General features: G+C 55.4%; 9 protein-coding genes. 6 read left to right on the top strand and 3 right to left on the bottom strand.

The genetic code is table 11. The features are described from left to right. The first annotated feature begins 112 nt into the window (after positions 1–112). Positions 113–661, top strand: coding sequence for a hypothetical protein (locus ACFQZE_RS16115; RefSeq protein ID WP_379358773.1), 549 nt, complete (start codon positions 113–115; stop codon positions 659–661). A 61-nt stretch (positions 662–722) separates the two neighbouring features. Here the strand turns inward: ACFQZE_RS16115 and ACFQZE_RS16110 are convergent, their stop codons facing one another. The 3 genes from ACFQZE_RS16110 to ACFQZE_RS16100 form a co-directional block, all read right to left on the bottom strand. Then, positions 723–6,281, bottom strand: a complete 5,559-nt coding sequence (locus tag ACFQZE_RS16110) for a beta strand repeat-containing protein (RefSeq protein WP_379358771.1) — start codon at positions 6,279–6,281, stop codon at positions 723–725. 549 nt (positions 6,282–6,830) lie between these two features. Beyond that, positions 6,831–9,965, bottom strand: a complete 3,135-nt coding sequence (locus ACFQZE_RS16105; protein WP_379358769.1) for a collagen-like protein — start codon at positions 9,963–9,965, stop codon at positions 6,831–6,833. Positions 9,966–10,218: 253 nt separating this feature from the next. Further along, positions 10,219–12,837: an exosporium glycoprotein BclB-related protein gene (locus ACFQZE_RS16100; RefSeq protein ID WP_379358767.1), complete on the bottom strand. Its 2,619-nt coding sequence runs from the start codon at positions 12,835–12,837 to the stop codon at positions 10,219–10,221. Positions 12,838–13,071: 234 nt separating this feature from the next. Between ACFQZE_RS16100 and ACFQZE_RS16095 the strand changes: the two genes are divergently transcribed. The 5 genes from ACFQZE_RS16095 (at position 13,072) to ACFQZE_RS16075 (ending at position 17,061) form a co-directional block, all read left to right on the top strand. After that, entirely contained in the window at positions 13,072–13,875 is an 804-nt protein-coding gene (locus tag ACFQZE_RS16095) for a hypothetical protein (protein ID WP_379358765.1), read from the top strand. A gap of 12 nt (positions 13,876–13,887) precedes the next feature. Further along, entirely contained in the window at positions 13,888–14,340 is a 453-nt protein-coding gene (locus tag ACFQZE_RS16090; protein WP_379358762.1) for a flavodoxin, read from the top strand. Further along, a complete protein-coding gene (locus tag ACFQZE_RS16085; protein ID WP_379358760.1) occupies positions 14,337–15,065 on the top strand; it encodes a hypothetical protein in 729 nt (242 codons plus the stop codon). The genes ACFQZE_RS16090 and ACFQZE_RS16085 overlap by 4 nt, the downstream gene beginning before the upstream one ends. A 213-nt stretch (positions 15,066–15,278) precedes the next feature. Next, a complete protein-coding gene (locus tag ACFQZE_RS16080; RefSeq protein WP_379358758.1) occupies positions 15,279–16,130 on the top strand; it encodes an AraC family transcriptional regulator in 852 nt (283 codons plus the stop codon). 256 nt (positions 16,131–16,386) lie between these two features. Next, complete coding sequence (locus tag ACFQZE_RS16075; protein WP_379358756.1) at positions 16,387–17,061, top strand: SOS response-associated peptidase; 675 nt, start codon at positions 16,387–16,389, stop codon at positions 17,059–17,061. The last annotated feature ends 206 nt before the right edge of the window (positions 17,062–17,267 follow it).

The raw sequence follows: 17,267 nt of genomic DNA, 5'->3' as shown, positions 1-17,267 counted from the left end.
CCCTGTGACTTGTATGAATAAGTGGATTCATTATACCATTAGAAGAGGCAGAATGAAGGCGCGGAAATGAAAATATAAATGGATTTGAAAGATGAGAGGAGAGGGAGAAGTAGTGGGAAAGCTTTTAAAAAGACTGTGCATCACGCTGCTCGTATTGCTAGTGCTTGCGGGAGGCGGCGCTTGGTGGCTGCTTTCGTATATCAAACCGGACAAGCCGCTTGATTTGCAATACCGACCTATTGATGTGGGACACAAGGCGATGGAGATGATTCATTCCTTTAAGCCTGAGCTGGTATTGACGGAGCCGGAAGTGAACGATTTGATCAAAAAACATTTGAAGCGGGACATAGCCAAAAACGTATTGCTCGATGGCGCGGAATTTCAATTGGAGGGGGACAGACTGCTTGCCGATTTGAATATTACGTATAGAGATCGTATACCGGCGGAGGTTAAAGTGGAGTACCGAATGGAGTGGCAGGAACCAAATTTGGTTTTAAAGCCGGAATCTCTCCATCTCAAAGGAATTGGTCTTCCTACTAGTATGATCGATACTTTATCGATACCGCTTGAGCTGCCTACGGGAGAGTTGGTATCGGTAGAAAATGTAAATTTTGAAAATGATGCGATCAAGGTTTTGTTTAAAATAAAGCTGGAATTTTAAAATGATAAATAGGAAGAAAGGCGCTCTTCGTTAGCCAATGGCTTTGGAAGAGCGCCCTTTTTTAAGCAATTTGATGAATAGACCAGACGATACCTTCTCCGTTTGTTCCCCCTAGATTTAAACCGATCGTTAAACCGTTAGTGACATAGACCAACGCTATCGTGTCCCCTGCATTTAAGCTCACATCGCCTGCGAGTGTAATATTGCCGCTGCCCAATATAGTCCGTAGGCTCAAAAGTAAAGCGATGTTGACGTTTAAAATTGGAAAAACGCCGGTTATGAGGTCTGTTGTTGTAGGCGAGGTTCTTCTAACCCTGAATGAAGGGAAGATTGCAGCTCCAAGTGCTACCGATATGACAGCGGTTGTCGTATAGTTAATGGTTGCTTTAATTGAATAGCGGCCAGTGTTCGGAGCGGTAAACACGCCTGTTGTGGCATTGAAGCTTGGATCGCCGTAATACGGGCTTGTTATGGTCCAGTTAGCGAGCTGAGTATCGGCCGACACCGAAACTGAATTGATTCTGCCGGAAAAGCCAGTTGAAGCAAAGTTTGAACCAGTTGGTCCGGTTGCCCCTGTAGCCCCCGTAGCTCCTGTAGCGCCGGTTGCGCCAGTCGTCCCAGTTGCACCAGTCGCGCCCGTTGTACCCGTCGCGCCAGTGGTTCCTGTGTTTCCAGTCGGTCCAGTCGGACCGGTATTGCCCGTCGCTCCGGTAGCGCCAGTTGCCCCGGTTGCTCCGGTATTGCCAGTCAGTCCCGTGGCTCCTGTAGCCCCTGTAGCTCCAGTAGCTCCGGTCGGCCCTGTTGGTCCAGTGGCTCCAGTATTGCCAGTGGCCCCGGTTGGCCCGGTTGGTCCAATCGGTCCGATGTCTCCTGTTGGTCCGGTGGCTCCGGTAACGCCAGTGGCTCCCGTTGGTCCAGTCGCGCCAGTAGCTCCGGTTGGCCCAGTTGGTCCAGTGCCGCCAGTCGCCCCGGTATCGCCAGTAGCTCCGGTGAGCCCGGTTGGTCCAGTGTTGCCAGTAGCTCCAGTCGCACCAGTGGCTCCGGTATCGCCGGTCGGCCCAGTTGGTCCAGTGCCGCCAGTCGCCCCGGTCGGCCCAGTCGCTCCAGTGGGCCCAGTTGGTCCAGTGCCGCCAGTAGCCCCAGTCGCACCAGTGGCTCCGGTATCGCCAGTAGCTCCGGCCGGTCCAGTTGGTCCAGTGTTGCCAGTCGCTCCAGTCACACCAGTGGCCCCGGTATCGCCAGTGGCTCCAGTTGGCCCAGTAGCTCCGGTCGGCCCAACTGGTCCAGTGTTGCCAGTGGCTCCGGTCGCGCCAGTAGCTCCGGTGGTCCCGGTTGGTCCAGTGTCGCCAGTAGCTCCAGTCGACCCCGTTGGTCCAGTGTTGCCAGTAGCTCCGGTCGGCCCCGTTGGCCCAGTGCCACCAGTCGCTCCAGTCGCACCAGTGGTCCCGGTATCGCCAGTGGCTCCAGTCGGCCCAGTTGGTCCAGTGTTGCCAGCAGCTCCGGTGGGCCCAGTTGGTCCGGTGTCTCCAGTAGCTCCAGTCGGCCCGGTTGGTCCAGTGTCTCCAGTAGCTCCGGTCGGTCCAGTGTTGCCAGTAGCCCCCGTCGCCCCAGTGGCTCCGGTATCGCCAGTAGCTCCAGTCGCACCAGTGTCCCCGGTATCGCCAGTAGCCCCGGTGGGCCCGGTTGGTCCAGTGTCACCAGTAGCTCCGGTCGACCCGGTTGGTCCAGTGTTGCCAGTAGCTCCAGTCGCCCCAGTGGATCCGGTATCGCCAGTAGCCCCGGTGGGCCCGGTTGGTCCAGTGTTACCAGTAGCTCCAGTTACGCCAGTGGCTCCCGTTGGTCCAGTTGGTCCAATGTCGCCAGTGACTCCCGTTGGTCCAGTCGGACCAGTGGCTCCGGTATCGCCAGTAGCTCCGGTGGGCCCGGTTGGTCCAGTGTTGCCAGTAGCTCCAGTAGCTCCAGTAGCTCCAGTCGCACCAGTGTTACCAGTAGCTCCGGTCGGCCCAGTGGCTCCGGTATCGCCGGTGGCTCCGGTTGGTCCGGTTGGTCCAGTGTTACCAGTAGCTCCGGTGGGCCCAGTTGGTCCGGTGTCTCCAGTAGCTCCGGTCGACCCGGTTGGTCCAGTGTTACCAGTAGCTCCAGTTACGCCAGTGGCTCCCGTTGGTCCAGTTGGTCCAATGTCGCCAGTGACTCCCGTTGGTCCAGTTGGTCCAGTGTTGCCGGTAGCTCCAGTCGGACCAGTGGCCCCGGTATCGCCAGTAGCTCCGGTGGGCCCGGTTGGTCCAGTGTTGCCAGTAGCTCCAGTCGCTCCAGTCGCTCCAGTCGCACCAGTATCACCAGTAGCTCCGGTCGGCCCAGTTGGTCCGGTGTCGCCAGTAGCTCCAGTCACGCCAGTGGCTCCCGTTGGTCCAATATCGCCAGTAGCTCCGGTGGACCCGGTTGGTCCAGTGTTGCCAGTAGCTCCGGTCGGCCCGGTTGGTCCAGTGTCTCCAGTAGCTCCGGTCGGTCCGGTTGGTCCAGTGCCGCCAGTAGCTCCAGTCGCACCAGTGGCTCCGGTATCACCAGTCGCCCCGGTCGGCCCAGTAGCTCCAGTTACGCCAGTGGCTCCCGTTGGTCCAGTTGGTCCAGTGTTGCCGGTAGCTCCAGTCGGACCAGTGGCCCCGGTATCGCCAGTAGCTCCGGTGGGCCCGGTTGGTCCAGTGTCACCAGTAGCTCCGGTCGACCCGGTTGGTCCAGTATTGCCAGTAGCTCCAGTCGCCCCAGTTGCTCCGGTATCGCCAGTAGCTCCGGTCAGTCCAGTTGGTCCAATGTCGCCAGTGACTCCCGTTGGTCCAGTCGGACCAGTGGCTCCGGTATCGCCAGTAGCTCCGGTGGGCCCGGTTGGTCCAGTGTTGCCAGTAGCTCCGGTCGGCCCAGTTGGTCCGGTGTCGCCAGTAGCTCCAGTCGGCCCAGTGGCTCCGGTATCGCCGGTGGCTCCGGTTGGTCCGGTTGGTCCAGTGTTACCAGTAGCTCCGGTGGGCCCAGTTGGTCCGGTGTCTCCAGTAGCTCCGGTCGACCCGGTTGGTCCAGTGTTACCAGTAGCTCCAGTTACGCCAGTGGCTCCCGTTGGTCCAGTTGGTCCAGTGTTGCCGGTAGCTCCAGTCGGACCAGTGGCCCCGGTATCGCCAGTAGCTCCGGTGGGCCCGGTTGGTCCAGTGTTGCCAGTCGCTCCAGTCGCTCCAGTCGCACCAGTGTTACCAGTAGCTCCAGTCACGCCAGTGGCTCCCGTTGGTCCAATATCGCCAGTAGCTCCGGTTGGCCCGGTTGGTCCAGTGTTGCCAGTAGCTCCGGTGGGCCCGGTTGGTCCAGTGTCTCCAGTAGCTCCGGTCGGTCCAGTTGGTCCAGTGTCACCAGTAGCTCCGGTCGACCCGGTTGGTCCTGTGTTGCCAGTAGCTCCAGTCGCCCCAGTTGCTCCGGTATCGCCAGTAGCCCCGGTCGGTCCAGTTGGTCCAGTGTCGCCAGTAGTCCCCGTAGCACCAGTGGCTCCGGTATCGCCAGTAGCCCCAGTCGACCCGGTTGGTCCAGTATTGCCAGTCGCACCAGTCACGCCAGTAGCTCCGGTGGGTCCAGTTGGTCCAGTGTCGCCTGTAGCTCCGGTTTGCCCGGTTGGTCCGGTGTCGCCAGTAGCTCCAGTCACGCCAGTGGCTCCAGTTGGTCCAATATCGCCAGTAGCTCCGGTTGGCCCGGTTGGTCCAGTGCTGCCAGTAGCTCCGGTCGGCCCAGTTGGTCCGGTGTCTCCAGTAGTTCCGGTCGAACCGGTTGGTCCAGTATTTCCAGTCGCCCCAGTAGCTCCGGTATCGCCAGTCGCCCCAGTCGGTCCAGTTGGTCCAATGTCGCCAGTAGCTCCGGTTGGTCCGGTGTCTCCAGTAGCTCCGGTCGACCCGGTTGGTCCAGTACTTCCAGTCGCCCCAGTGGCTCCGGTATCGCCAGTAGCTCCAGTGGGCCCAGTTGGTCCAGTGCCGCCAGTAGCCCCAGTTGCACCAGTGGCTCCGGTATCGCCAGTAGCCCCGGTGGGCCCGGTTGGTCCAGAGTTGCCGGTAGCTCCTGTAGCTCCGGTATCGCCAGTAGCCCCGGTGGGCCCGGTTGGTCCAGAGTTGCCGGTAGCTCCAGTAGCTCCGGTATCGCCAGTAGCCCCGGTGGGCCCAGTTGGTCCAGTGCCGCCAGTAGCCCCTGTCGCACCAGTGGCTCCGGTATCGCCAGTAGCTCCTGTGGGCCCAGTTGGTCCAGTATTACCAGTAGCTCCAGTCACGCCAGTGGCTCCCGTTGGTCCAATGTCGCCAGTAGCTCCAGTCGCACCAGTGGCCCCGGTATCGCCAGTAGCTCCGGTGAGCCCGGTTGGTCCAGTGTTGCCAATAGCTCCAGTCGCACCAGTGGCTCCGGTATCGCCAGTAGCCCCGGTCGGCCCAGTAGCTCCGGTCGTCCCGGTTGGTCCAGTATCACCAGTAGCTCCGGTCGGCCCAGTTGGTCCGGTGTCTCCAGTAGCTCCAGTCGGACCAGTGGTCCCGGTATCGCCAGTAGCCCCGGTCGACCCGGTTGGTCCAGTGTTGCCAGTAGCTCCAGTCGCACCAGTGGCTCCGGTATCACCAGTAGCCCCGGTCGGTCCAGTTGGTCCAATGTCGCCAGTAGCTCCGGTTGGCCCGGTCGGTCCAGTGTTGCCAGTAGCTCCGGTTGGCCCAGTTGGTCCGGTGTCACCAGTAGCTCCGGTCGGCCCAGTTGGTCCAATGTCTCCAGTAGCTCCGGTTGGCCCAGTTGGTCCGGTGTCACCAGTAGCTCCGGTCGGCCCGGTTGGTCCAGTATCGCCGGTAGCTCCGGTTGGTCCGGTTGGTCCAGTGTTACCAGTAGCTCCGGTCGACCCGGTTGGTCCAGTATCACCAGTAGCACCGATCGGTCCGGTTGATCCAGTATCACCAGTAGCTCCGGTCGACCCGGTTGGTCCAGTGTTGCCAGTAGCTCCAGTAGCCCCAGTGGCTCCGGTATCGCCAGTCGTCCCGGTTGGTCCAGTGTTGCCAGTAGCCCCAGTTGACCCCGTCGGTCCAATGTCCCCTGTAGCACCCGTTGCACCAGTAGCTCCTGTTGGTCCGGTCGCTCCGGATGCACCAGTGGCTCCCATTGGTCCAGTAGCCCCGGTTATTCCGGTCGCTCCCGTGGCTCCTGTAGCGCCAGTAGCCCCAGTAGATCCTGTCGAGCCCCTAGCCCCCGTTGGTCCAGTTATACCAATACCAGTATCACCAGTCGGTCCAGTTGCCCCTTGCCTACCTGTAGCGCCAGTGGCTCCAGTTGATCCGGTCGCACCAGTGGCGCCTGTACTGCCAGTAGTCCCAGTCGCCCCCGTCGCGCCATGCGGTCCAGTCGCACCCGTAGCCCCTGTATCGCCTGTAGCCCCAGTAACACCGGTGGCTCCCTGTCTACCAGTTGCGCCAGTTGCCCCAGTTGTGCCGGTACTGCCAGTCGCGCCAGTTGCCCCAGTTGCTCCTTGTCTTCCTGTTGCGCCAGTAGTTCCCGTTGGTCCGGTCGCGCCAGTCGCGCCAGTCGCCCCAGTGGCTCCTAACGCTTCTACTAACACGGACGAGTTTAATTGCAAGTCATCAATGTTAAGTTGTCCCCTAGCCGAGTCGGTATTTGCTTCGTTTAAAATAGGATTAGTTTTTAATAGAAGCTCATTTAACAATTTGGAGGAGCAGGAGTTAATAGGGCCGAGAAGGTATAAGAGAGGAGTTGGATTAACGGTTCTTTTTGATATTTTGAGCAGATTGTTTTTTTCTCGATTGGTGTTGATTTCTAGGACGAGTTTTTTCCTCTGGAATGTTTTTTTATGTGTCCTTTTAAAAGCCTTACGATTTGTTTCATTTTCAAAGTTTTCGCTCATGCATCTCCCCAGCCTTAAATATATTCGCCTAATTAACATATGTAGGCAGTGAGCAAAATGGGAAAGCAATTGCTAATTGGATTTATACAATAAACGGTTGCTGCTGGATTATGTAATAAAATCATTTTTTACTTGGCTAAAACTGGGCAGAGGAGGCCATACCACAAATTGAAAAGGCCCTGGCCTCTCAAAGGGGATGAACCCCAATGAGTAGCCGAGGGCTTTTTCATTGTTGAATTCTAAGACCACTTTTTTGCAAAACCGTTAAGCAATTTGATGAATAGCCCAGAAAATTCCTTGAGTGCTTCCTCCAAGGTTAAGAGAAATTGTTAAGCCATTTGCTTGATATTGAAGGACAAGAATATCCCCAGCGTTAAGTTCCACATCTCCTGCCAATGTTACAGTGCCGTCTCCAAGCACAGCTCTAAGAGATAAAACCAAGGCCACGTTGACGTCTAAAATAGGGAAAAGTCCGGTTAATAGATTGGTGCTTGTATTAGTACGAACGATTGCAAAAGCTGGATTGACACCTGCTCCAAGGCTAATAGATAACGAAGCGGTTGTCTGATAGTTTATAGTCGCACTAATCGAATATCTTCCCGTGTTTGGAGCTGTAAACTGACCACTTACTGGGTTAAAGGACGGGTCTGTATAATAAGGAGCTGCAGTAGTCCAGCCAACCAGAGTTTGCGTGCCAGTAATAGCTGCTGCTGTTGTCAATGCGGAGAAGCCAGTGCTTGCAAAGTTAGGTCCAGTTGCACCTGTAGCCCCCGTAGCTCCAGTCGCCCCAGTGGCACCTGTAGCTCCCGTAACTCCAGTCGCGCCAGTAGCACCTGTAGGTCCAGTTGGTCCAACGTCACCTGTAGGCCCAGTCGGTCCAGTCACCCCAGTGGCACCTGTAGCTCCCGTAACTCCAGTCGCGCCAGTAGCACCTGTAGGTCCAGTTGGTCCAACGTCGCCTGTAGGTCCAGTCGGCCCAGTAGCCCCAGTGGCACCTGTAGCTCCTGTAACTCCAGTCGCGCCAGTAGCACCTGTAGGTCCAGTTGGTCCAACGTCGCCTGTAGGTCCAGTCGGCCCAGTAGCCCCAGTGGCACCTGTAGCCCCCGTAACTCCAGTCGCGCCAGTAGCACCTGTAGGTCCAGTTGGTCCAACGTCGCCTGTAGGTCCAGTCGGTCCAGTCGCCCCAGTGGCACCTGTAGCCCCCGTAACTCCAGTCGCGCCAGTAGCACCTGTAGGTCCAGTTGGTCCAACGTCGCCTGTAGGTCCAGTCGGCCCAGTAGCTCCAGTGGCACCTGTAGCTCCCGTAACTCCAGTCGCACCAGTAGCGCCCGTCGGCCCAGTTGGTCCAACGTCACCTGTTGGCCCCGTAGCACCAGTAGCTCCAGTAACACCTGTAATGCCTGTCGCGCCCGTTGGTCCAGTCGCGCCCGTCGGTCCAGTTGGTCCAACGTCACCCGTCGGCCCCGTAGCACCAGTAGCTCCAGTAACACCAGTAACGCCCGTTGCGCCCGTTGGTCCAGTCGCGCCCGTCGGTCCAGTTGGTCCAACGTCACCCGTCGGCCCCGTAGCACCGGTAGCTCCAGTAACACCAGTAACGCCAGTCGCGCCCGTTGGTCCAGTCGCGCCCGTCGGTCCAGTTGGTCCAACGTCACCTGTCGGCCCCGTAGCACCAGTTGCTCCAGTAACACCAGTAACGCCCGTCGCGCCCGTTGGTCCAGTTGCGCCCGTAGGTCCAGTCGGTCCAACGTCACCCGTCGGCCCCGTAGCACCAGTTGCTCCAGTAGCACCTGTAACGCCCGTAGCCCCCGTAGCACCAGTTGCTCCAGTAGCACCTGTAACGCCCGTAGCCCCCGTAACTCCAGTAGCACCTGTAGGTCCAGTTGGTCCAACATCACCCGTTGGTCCAGTAGCTCCAGTAACCCCAGTGGCACCTGTAGCCCCCGTAACTCCAGTCGCGCCAGTAGCACCTGTAGAACCTGTAGGTCCAGTTGGTCCAACATCACCTGTTGGTCCAGTAGCTCCAGTAACCCCAGTAGCTCCAGTAACCCCAGTGGCACCTGTAGCCCCCGTAACTCCAGTCGCGCCAGTAGCACCTGTAGCACCTGTAGGTCCATTTGGTCCAACATCACCTGTAGGTCCAGTAGCTCCAGTAACCCCAGTGGCACCTGTGGCCCCCGTAACTCCAGTCGCGCCAGTAGCACCTGTAGCACCTGTAGGTCCAGTTGGTCCAACATCACCTGTTGGTCCAGTAGCTCCAGTAACCCCAGTGGCACCTGTAGCCCCCGTAACTCCAGTCGCGCCAGTAGCACCTGTAGAACCTGTAGGTCCAGTTGGTCCAACATCACCTGTTGGTCCAGTAGCTCCAGTAACCCCAGTCGCGCCAGTAGCCCCTGTCGCCCCCGTAGCGCCAGTTGCTCCAGTAACGCCAGTCGCCCCAGTTGCACCAGTCACTCCAGCTCCCGTCGCCCCAGTTGGACCTGTGACGCCTGTCGGTCCAGTCGCCCCAGTAACTCCAGCTCCCGTCGCGCCAGTCGAGCCCGTCGGTCCAGTGACGCCCGTCGGTCCAGTGACGCCTGTTGCGCCAGTAGAGCCTGTCGGTCCAGTCGCGCCCGTTGGTCCCGGAGGTCCTCCAGAAGATCCAGTTGCGCCCGTAGAGCCAGTCGCCCCCGTGGCCCCAGTTGAACCTGTAGGACCTGTCGCACCCGTTGAACCTGTAGAGCCAGTCGCCCCAGTCGCCCCAGTTGAACCTTCATCTCCCGTCGCGCCAGTTGAACCTGTCGCCCCCGTGGCTCCAGTTACTCCGGTCGGTCCTCTGGAACCTGTAGCGCCAGTAGAGCCAGTCGGTCCAGTCGCGCCAGTAGAGCCGGTTGAACCAGTCGCACCTCTTGCGCCAGTCGCACCAGTTGCGCCAGTCGCGCCAGTAGAGCCAGTTGCTCCCGTAGCTCCGGTTGCGCCGAGAGATTCAATGCGAACAATAGCAGAACCTTCCGATACAGTGATATCAAGCGTGTCGGATTCAAAAATGAGATCGTCTCCGAAGCCTAAAGTAGCGGAACCCTCCGGTCCAATAACGTTGAATAACTCTTCGCCTGGATCAAAGCTTCCTGTTGCCCCGCGCTTGCCGCGTTTTCCTTTTTTGCCTTCGTCCCCTTTCTTGCCGCGAGGACCTTCAGGCCCTTCAGGTCCCTGAGGTCCGACCGGTCCGATTGGACCTCTGTCACAATCACGGCCTTTGAAAAATACTTTTTTCTTTTCTTTCTTTTTTCCATCCTTCTTTTTCTTCTTGTCGAAGAAAGATTCACTAGTATGAATAGAGAGCGATTTTTTTTGCGATGAAGCTTTCTTTTTTACTAACTTGATTACTTTCTTTTTGCTAGATGAGTTTTCCAGTATGAACACCTCCTTATAGTGCTCCTGCATTATACGGAGGGTTATTATTGGAGGAGTGTGCGTTTTGCTAAGAGAATGATAGATTTCAAACAATTTTCATAAAATGTGTAAATGCATATAGGCCCTTACATTAAGAGAGATGAGAGGAGGGGGAGGTTAATAGATAAAAGATCAAAGGTAGAATCCTTATTTGTTTGCCATGACAACAAAAAAGAAGACCAGGCGGCCTGGTCTTCTTTTTGCTAAGTTTTATTGCTGGTCGTCACGCAATTGTTAATCCTGCGCTTGCATATCCGGCAACGGCGTTAACTAGCGTCAATCCCGTAGCTGTAGCCGAGTAGACCAGTAATAGACGTGTTCCTGCTGTGACTGGGATGCTAAGTCCGGTTGTGATTCCGCTGCTTATTGTTCCTAGTGCTAGGATACCTGTCAATGGTGGAGCAAGAGTAACGATTGCCCCTGGAATCGGACTAAAGATGTTATCCGGGGTAGTTGAGCTATACAATTGAGCCTGCAGTGTAACCGTTGATCCGATAAGGCTGAGTGCAATAGTCGTGCTGAAATAAGCGGCAAGCGAAGTAATGACCCCATCACGAGGTGCAGAGAATGCCATGTTCAGCAATAATCCGGCTGCCCCAGTTAAATCGATCGTAGCTCCTAATATGCTTGCCGTCGGAGCACTATTGCCAAATCCAACTAGACCGCCAGTGCCAGCAAGCCCTCCTAAAATGGTAGTTAATTCAAGAGGTAAGCCAGATGCAAACGGAATGATAGCACCGCTGCCCGTTGCCCCAGTAGCACCAGTAGCGCCCGTAACGCCGGTGGCTCCTGTAGGTCCTGTTGGCCCAGTAACGCCAGTAGCGCCTGTAACGCCAGTCGCTCCTGTTGCTCCTGTCGGTCCAACATCACCCGTAGGTCCAGTTGATCCAGTAACACCAGTAGCGCCTGTAACGCCGGTCGCTCCTGTTGGCCCAGTAGCTCCTGTTGCTCCTGTCGGTCCAACATCACCTGTAGGTCCAGTTGGTCCAGTAGCGCCAGTAGCGCCAGTAGCGCCTGTAACGCCGGTCGCTCCTGTTGGCCCAGTAGCTCCTGTTGCTCCTGTCGGTCCAACATCACCTGTAGGTCCAGTTGGTCCAGTAGCGCCAGTAGCGCCAGTAGCGCCTGTAACGCCGGTCGCTCCCGTTGGCCCAGTAGCTCCTGTTGCTCCTGTCGGTCCAACATCACCCGTAGCGCCTGTTGATCCAGTAGCACCAGTCGCTCCCGTTGGCCCGGTCGTTCCTGTTGCTCCTGTCGGTCCAACATCACCCGTAGGCCCTGTCGATCCAGTAGTGCCCGTCGCTCCTGTAGGTCCAGTCGCCCCAGTCGCCCCAGTATCACCTGTAGCTCCTGTTGAACCGGTGGCCCCAGTGGCTCCCGTATCTCCAGTCGCCCCAGTATCACCTGTAGCTCCTGTTGAACCGGTGGCCCCAGTGGCTCCCGTATCTCCAGTCGCCCCAGTATCACCTGTAGCTCCTGTTGAACCCGTAGCCCCAGTGGCTCCCGTATCTCCAGTCGCCCCAGTATCACCCGTCGCTCCTGTTGAACCGGTGGCCCCAGTGGCTCCCGTATTTCCAGTCGCCCCAGTATCACCCGTCGCTCCTGTTGCCCCCGTAGCTCCCGTGGCTCCAGTGCCCCCAGTCGGTCCAGTTGGCCCCGTAGGTCCTGTAGCACCGGTTGTACCAGCACCCGTTGCGCCAGTGGCACCAGTCGCCCCAGTTGCTCCTGTTGACCCTGTAGGGCCCGTCGCGCCAGTTGTACCCGCGCCAGTGGCGCCAGTCGCCCCAGTATCACCCGTTGAGCCAGTCGTGCCCGTTGGTCCCGTAGCTCCAGTTGTGCCGACACCAGTTGCCCCTGTCGTGCCAGTCGCTCCTGTGTTGCCTATTGGCCCTTGAGGTCCGATAGGCCCTTGAGGTCCTTGAGCTCCAGTTGTTCCTTGAGCTCCGGCCGGCCCTTGAGGTCCTTGAGGACCGATTGGCCCTTGAGAACCGGTCGCCCCCGTATTGCCAGTAGAACCGGTCGCCCCCGTATTCCCTTGAGGCCCCTGCACTCCAGCCGGTCCTTGAGCTCCAGTAGCGCCGGTCGAACCGGTAGAGCCAGTTGATCCCGTAGAGCCAGTTGCCCCAATTGGCCCCTGAGCTCCTTGAGGCCCCTGCGGTCCGGCATTTCCTTGAGGTCCCTGAGGTCCTTGAGGTCCAGCCGGTCCTTGAGGTCCTTGAGTGCCTTGTGGTCCTTGCTCGCCTTGAATGCCTTGAGGTCCTTGAGGTCCCACTGCTCCCTGGGTACCTTGAGGCCCTTGAGCTCCTTGGGGTCCTTGTGACCCGGTTGCTCCAGTAGCGCCTGTGGCGCCAGTTGGTCCGGGAGGTCCTCCAGATGGCCCAGTAGCGCCCGTAGCGCCTGTAGAACCCGTGGCGCCTGTAGCCCCGGTTGCGCCAGTCGGTCCCGCAGGACCAGTAGGTCCGGTCGGCCCAGTGTGGCCGCGATGGCCTCTTTTACCCCGCTTGCCACGTTCGCCGTGGTCACCGTCATCTCCTTTTTTGCCTCGTTCACCTTGCGGGCCCGCAGGCCCTAGAGGGCCTGGGAGACCAATCGGATCTAATTCATCGCGAATATGGTCGTGGAGATCAATGTCGCGACGAGGGATTCGAGGGATGCGAGGGATGATCCTTTGCCCGCCAGTTCGTGTTCTCCTTGATCCGGCAACTATCATGCTTTTTTTCTTTGCCGAAGTCGTCTTCTTATGTTTTGTCGAAGAGCTGCGCTTGGAGACGGCTTTAATGTTCAACTGCTTTTTATTAAACCGTTTCCGGCTTCTACTTGTAACCTTGTATTTCAGAATGAGCACCTCCTAGGTGAATTTCCTTTATACTACGGGTACTCGCTTGGGTTTGCTTGGGTGCAGGCAGGCTGAGAAGTAGGCATAAACCTATTTTTGAAAAAATGGGCGGGCGAATGAGATTGACAACCATATTGAGAATAGTTATCATATTTACGAAAGTGATAATCATTATCATTAAAATGAACCGATAGCATATGAATAAAATATAAGTTAGCCTTGCGCATTCAGATAGGAGATTAAATGATGCAAATAGGAACGAAAAAACCATGGAACTGGCTGCTCTTCCCGTTTTCCTCTATTAAAGCTGGACCTTACGGAGTATTCGCGGCGTCAGTCGGCTACGGGGTTTATGAAATTGACCATTCGTTTAATTGGGATAAATTGAGCCAAGGATTGCCCGATACAACAAGCATTCATCGGTTGCAGCTGCATCAAGAGCTGCTTCATGTCTGTACCAATCATGGGTTATTTGAATGGATGGGGGAACAGTGGGAGAATGATGGCCTTACGATTCCTTGCTATCAATATCGCAAGCTGGGCGGAGTAAGCTACGCAGCAACGGAAGACGGGCTGTGGATTAAAACGGGATCCAAATGGGGACTGCTCGCATGCGAAGGGAAGCGGGTCTACGATTTTTTAAGCTTGCCTCAATATATGATTGTTGGACACGACTCCGGCATATCGCTATATGACCGTTTCATGGATGAATGGGCTCATTTCGAGCTGAATCGAAAAGTGACGAGTCTGGCTGTATTCCGGGGACATCTGATTGGCGTCAGCGAACAAGGCGAATTGTTGATTGGCGACAAGCGCGGCGATTTTGACCGAGTTCAATTCGGGAAAAAATTTATTTTTTCAGTTGCGTCAAAGAGCGGGGAAATTTACGTTTGCACGGATCAAGGTTTGTTTCGTCTGGCTTATATTGCGGATAAACTCATCTTGCTTTCGGTTAAGCTGGGCTTCCCGGTGACGGACATAGACATTCAAGGAAATCAATTGTATATGGCTACGCTGTTTCAAGGTGTGCAAACGATGGAGTTATAGGGGGATATAGTTATGCCGAAGGTAATTGTTCTTTATACGAGTTTAACCGGAAATACCGAGGAGATGGCGGAAGCTATCGCGGAAGGAGCTAGAGAGGCTGGCGCCGAGACGGTTTGCAAGGAAGCGTTTGATGCAAAGCCCGAGGAACTGCTGAAATACGACGGCATTATTATTGGCGCCTATACGTGGGGGGACGGAGAGCTTCCCGATGAGTTTTTGGACTTTTACGCAGAAATGGACGATATCAGCCTAAGTGGGAAAAAAGCGGCGGTATTCGGGTCGGGTGATACCTCGTATCCGATTTATTGCGGTGCCGTTGATATTATTGAAGCCAAACTGCGCGAGCTCGGCGCAGAAATCTCGTGTGAAAGCTTAAAGTTTGAATATAACGCATCAAATGAGGAGAAGGAGCAAGGAAAACGAATCGGCGGGCTCATTGCAGGACTTCTTTCGGTAGCAGGATGATTTCAGACAAAGGACTGGACGGCTGTCTGGAGCAGATGCCGGCGTTGGTTCGTATTGACGATTATCAAATGGAGCGTATGCTAATAGGCGAAACGTGCTTCAACAGTTCAAAGCCATCTCACCGCGATGTGACGTGGAAGCAGCTTGTTCATTTTTCCGCTTGCCATTGCGTAAACGATGTTTTGAGCGAAAACTCGGGTGAAGAGCTTGATCTTCGATTAAATAAAGCCGCTAATCGCCGCTGGAGCAACAGACATTACCGATTCCATTCCAGTGAACATTATTTGCAGGTGCGCTGCATGGTAATGGACCATCTGCTTGCTTTTTTACAAATGCATCCTTTGAAAAATGTGATGGTACTATTCGAACAAATGACTGCCTACATAGAAGAGCTGGATATGGAGATGGTGCAAAATTTTCATATCGTTGCTTTTGACGGCGGAGATGCCAGTGAGCATTATAACGTTCAAAAATATGTTGTAGAAGAGGGGGAGGAAGCGCTAGAGCTGTATGCTCGGATGACGACTTTATTTTGCATGAGCGCTTTTGGCCGTCTTCCTGTGCAAATCGAGGCGTTCTCGTTGCTTAGCGGCAAACGGTATGCATGGGCGCCGAATTACCGTTTCTGGAGAGAGTCTCTTGACTATATGGCTTTGATCAAAAGTTTGCTGCCGAACCCGATATCCGCATCTAACCCAATAGATGAAACTCTCTACAGCCATTAAAGGGCTGTGTTTAAGGTACTGCAATGGCCAGCCCTTCGTAGATTGCGGCAAAAGCTCTGTCTCTGCTCAAAAAAAGCGGAGGCGGAGCTTTTTTTGACCGTCCGGATCGATGCAGTCGGAAAGCGGCGTATGGACAAATGCGCCATACTTCAAGTAACATGGCAGTATTCATGGGAATTGTTAAGGACGCTAAGCGTCTAAGGAGAGATCAGCTTGTCAGACGATTTATTGCTCACATTTCGCTCGCCGCCATTGCCGTTTTTTGTGGAATCGAATCGATTAACTTACGGGCCGGGAGAGGAACATCCCAACCGGACGAACCTGGGTGTATTCGACCTTCTGTTTGTTAATGAAGGAACGCTGTATGTAGCGGAGGAAAATTATAGATGGACGTTGACCCCGGGGGATGTGCTCATCCTTCGGCCGGATCGCTGGCACTATTCGTTTCAGCCTTGTACGGAAGAAACGGTGTTTGATTGGGTTCATTTTCAGACGGTAGGGGCTTGGGAGGAGACAGAGGACAACCAGCAAGGAAATATTCGAGGAGATTATTATACCTACGCGATTCGTCTGCCGAAAAAGATGAAGCTGACTTATCCGGATGAGGCAAAAATGATTTTTGCCCAGCTTCACGAAGCTGCCAAAAGCTCGTCTCACGGCGCCTTCTGGGACCGTCAGCAGAGATTCCTGCATTTGCTGCAAATGCTGGACGAAGGCTGGCGATCCGATGCGGCCAAAGCGGCTGTTTCGATCGCGGAGCGGGCTGCCGCTTACCTGAAACTGAATTTTCGTACGCCGATCAGCAACACCATGCTAAGCGAGGTTTTGGACTTGCATACCAATTATATTACACGCTGCATGACGGAAGTGTTCGGCTGCACGCCGCAGCAATATTTGCTGTATTATCGGCTGGATCAAGCCAAGCTGCTGCTGATTAAAACCGACTGGACTATCGCTAGAGTAGCGGAGGAGACGGGATTCCGGCAGACGCCGCATTTTTCCCGCCTGTTTGCCGCCCATACGGGCATGCCGCCTCTTAAATTCCGGAAGCGGTTCACGACTTAGCTGTTCTATAAAAAGTAGATCCCTTCTCTTTAGAAAAGAGACACTTGTTTTAGCTTGAACTCAAACGATTTGGAACCATGCAGTGTCTGCACTGACAGCCGATGACTTTGAGGGATGAGCTTGACGGGTGTCTTTTTTCGTTTCTTCGGAATCGGCAATAGGATAGGCGGCGATGCGCAACATTATGAATAATTTTCCTGTTCGCTACAAAAGCTAAAGCCAACAACAGGCCATGAGCCGAAAGGGGCGAATTGCGATGATTGAAAGGTTTTCGTTAACGGCGGACATAGGGGAAATTGTGGGCAAATTTGGCGTGGCAACGGTTATTGAAGGCCATACAAACCGGTTTAATGTGGCGCCGACGCAGAACGTATCCATCGTCATGAACGACAGGCACGACACTCGCGTTTTGCAGGAATCCAGATGGGGGCTGTTTCCTTTTTGGGCCAAAGATTCCGTTAACGCCGACAGCGCTGCTTTGTCTCAGAAGCCATTTTTTCATCAAATGTTGAAAAGACAAAGATGCGTCATTCCGTGCAGCGGTTTTTACGGGCAAAAAATGATCGGAAACGAAAGACGGCCTAGAGCGATGCACACCGTTGTACCCAGTCAGCCGCTGTTTGGCATAGCGGGCATTGTGGATTGTTGGCGCCATACAAATGGCAAGGAAGTTCGAGCTTTTACGATGCTGACTGCGGCGGCTTCCGGCAGCATCTCTGTTTGGCAGCCTCGTGTTCCGGTCATTTTGGACGAAGAAGGAATGGAAGACTGGCTGAATCCGAAGCTGACGGAATTTAGCAGGCTGCGCAAACATTTAGAGGCGATAGAGGGCTACCAAATGCGGTCCTACCCCGTGACCAATGCCGTTCATGACGAGTGGTATGAAGCGCCGGACTGCATAAGAGAAATTGTAGTTCCTGGATTGGCCTAATAGTTCGAACAGTAGAGTGATATTGTTCGATCCGTATAAAGATATTGTGATAGCCGCGCTGCGATAGCGTATGCCCCTTAAGCTTGCAGATGTTTCCCGTTCTATCAGGTTGGATACTGATTCATGATCCAATAGGGTTGAAAAGGGGGATATAAGCGGCTTCGGGGCTTTTTGTCGTGTGTAGAAAAAATGTGAAACACAAGGTG

Origin of the sequence: Paenibacillus sp. GCM10027627, from assembly GCF_042675505.1 — a bacterium.
GTDB lineage: Bacteria > Bacillota > Bacilli > Paenibacillales > Paenibacillaceae > Pristimantibacillus.
The sequence above is the reverse complement of the archived record's forward strand: the minus strand, read 5'-3'. Positions and strand labels throughout refer to the sequence as shown.

Coding starts and splice junctions, on each gene's coding strand:
- ACFQZE_RS16085 (WP_379358760.1), top strand. CDS start 14,337: ATGATTTCAGACAAAGGACTGGACGGCTGTCTGGAGCAGATGCCGGCG.
- ACFQZE_RS16095 (WP_379358765.1), top strand. CDS start 13,072: ATGATGCAAATAGGAACGAAAAAACCATGGAACTGGCTGCTCTTCCCG.
- ACFQZE_RS16075 (WP_379358756.1), top strand. CDS start 16,387: ATGATTGAAAGGTTTTCGTTAACGGCGGACATAGGGGAAATTGTGGGC.
- ACFQZE_RS16090 (WP_379358762.1), top strand. CDS start 13,888: ATGCCGAAGGTAATTGTTCTTTATACGAGTTTAACCGGAAATACCGAG.